Here is a 2,196-nt window from a genome sequence, read left to right as displayed (position 1 = left end):
TTTTCACTTCTTAGATAGGCAAATGGATTGTAGTGCATGGATTTTTTGAAGTTTATGGTATTTAGCACTTTAATATCATAGCCGTTTTTCTCAAGCATCTTTCCACACTCTACAAGAACCGTACCCTTTGGATCTGTTACAACATAGGATGAGTGCATTTGCATAAGATTGGGCTTTAAAAAAAATCTGGTCTTTCCGCTTCCTGAGCCTCCCACCACAAGTATATTTTTATTCCTTGCATATTTAGGGTTTTTAGGTCTACCATTCATGGTAAGTCTTTCCGTATCAGTTAAAAGTATGTTATTTTCAAACTTTTCATCTACATACGGTTCTATATCTTTTGAGTTTCCCCAGAGAGCGTTTTGTCAAGTACCTTTTTTGATTTATTGACGCTTTTTATTTTGAAATTTGAATAAAAAAAAGGGGCTGTGAAACAAGTCCCTAAAAGAAATAGGACCATTCGTTCATGCGAAAGGTCCTATTTTTGTGGTAAAATTAACTTGCAATGAAAACTTTACACAATAATTATTGTAATTCAAAACAAGGATATTTACCACTGTTTCTTTCAGATTGTTTGGATCTGCTGGATCCTGTTTTAACATTTGACAGATTGATGGGAGGAATCGATTTAAACAAGTATCTGACGGGTATTCCGGAGTACACAACCGGACGACTCAGATATAATCCGGTCAACATGTTAAAAACAGTACTTTTCGGATTTATGACTAGCGGTTACTGCTCTCTGAGAGAACTGGAAGACAACTGCAAAGTTAATATCAGGTTCATGTATCTCATGGATCACCAGACTCCGTCATACAGAACCTTTGGATATTTCATCAATGAAATACTTCAAGATAATATTGAAAACATTTTTAACGACATCAATCACGCTATCTTTAACGAGGAGCATGTAGATCTTCAACATCTCTACATCGACGGCTCCAAGTTTGAAGCAAATGCAAACAAGTATACTTGGGTATGGAAGAAGGCTACCGAAAAGTTCCGTTACAAGCTTTACGAAAAAATCACTGCGGAGATTGAGGAAATTAATGTAGAAATCGCATGGAGTGGGGTGCAGATCACAACAAACCCGGAGTATGTACCGGATTATCTGAATGAAATCATTGAGCAGCTAGTACTTTTATGGGAACTGGATACAAGTACATTTGTTTACGGAAGCGGAAAGCGAAAATCCAAAGAACAGCGTCATTATGAACACTTGACTACATTCTGTCAGAAACTTCAAGAATACATACAAAAAATTGAAATCTGTGGTCCTAGCCGAAACAGTTACTCTAAAACAGATAACTCAGCTACCTTTATGCGTATCAAAACGGATTACATGGGCAATGATCAGCTTCTGCCGGCATATAATGTACAGATTGGTGTAGCAGATGAATATATTGCAGTTGTTGACGTGAACCATTATCGTTCGGATATGGATTGTTTCGTTCCTTTGATGGAGCACTTCAAACAAACTTATGGATTCTATCCCAAATATCCTGTGGCAGATGCCGGATACGGCTCATACAACAATTATATTTTCTGTAAACAGAACGGAATTGAAAAGTATATGAAATTTTCAATGTTTAAAAAGGAAACTAAGGATCGGAAATATCATGAAGATCCATTTCGTGCAGTTAACTTCAGAATTGATGAGCAAGGAGTCATGAGATGTCCTAACGATAAAGCATTCCATTTTTTATGCAGAAAAAATGTGAGGGAAAATCAGTACGGACGCAAGGAAGAACTGTATGAATGCGAAGACTGTAGCGGATGTCCATATGCAAAGAAATGTAAGAAGACAGATAAGAATAGAACCGTTCGGATCAATCAGGAACTAACTTCCATGCATCAGGAAGTAATTAAAAACCTAGAAAGTATCCACGGTGCGTTATTACGAATGAACCGTTCGATACAAGCAGAAGGCACTTTCGGAATTATGAAAAATGACCGTTGTTACAAGAGAATTATCCGAAGAGGTATTCATTCAGTCAAACTGGAAGTTTTACTCGTGGCGATAGGCCATAATTTATATAAATATCAGAAAAAAAAGATGAGAAACAGAACTGCCGCATAGATTCAAAAAAAGAACTTCTATGGGGTAGGGGAAGTGTGCTTTTTTTGCGTATGATTTCAGTCATTTATACACAATAAGTGCAAAAAGGGAGATGCGAAAAAACTCAATTGAGTTTT

The 2,196-nt window shown here is 36.7% G+C and carries 1 protein-coding gene and 1 pseudogene; one reads left to right on the top strand and one right to left on the bottom strand.

The features are described from left to right. Window positions 1–362 (bottom strand): annotated as a pseudogene (locus HMPREF9333_RS10120) (type IV secretory system conjugative DNA transfer family protein); the annotation flags it as partial. Between the two features lie 143 nt (window positions 363–505). Between HMPREF9333_RS10120 and HMPREF9333_RS10115 the strand changes: the two are divergent. Further along, window positions 506–2,080 carry an IS1182 family transposase gene (locus HMPREF9333_RS10115; RefSeq protein WP_005541787.1) on the top strand — a complete coding sequence of 525 codons (1,575 nt, stop codon included), beginning with the start codon at window positions 506–508 and terminating at the stop codon, window positions 2,078–2,080. Window positions 2,081–2,196: the final 116 nt, after the last annotated feature.

It is taken from the genome of Johnsonella ignava ATCC 51276, from assembly GCF_000235445.1.
Classification (GTDB): domain Bacteria; phylum Bacillota; class Clostridia; order Lachnospirales; family Lachnospiraceae; genus Johnsonella; species Johnsonella ignava.
Note: the sequence above shows the minus strand (reverse complement) of the source record. Positions and strands in the feature narration are given on the sequence as shown.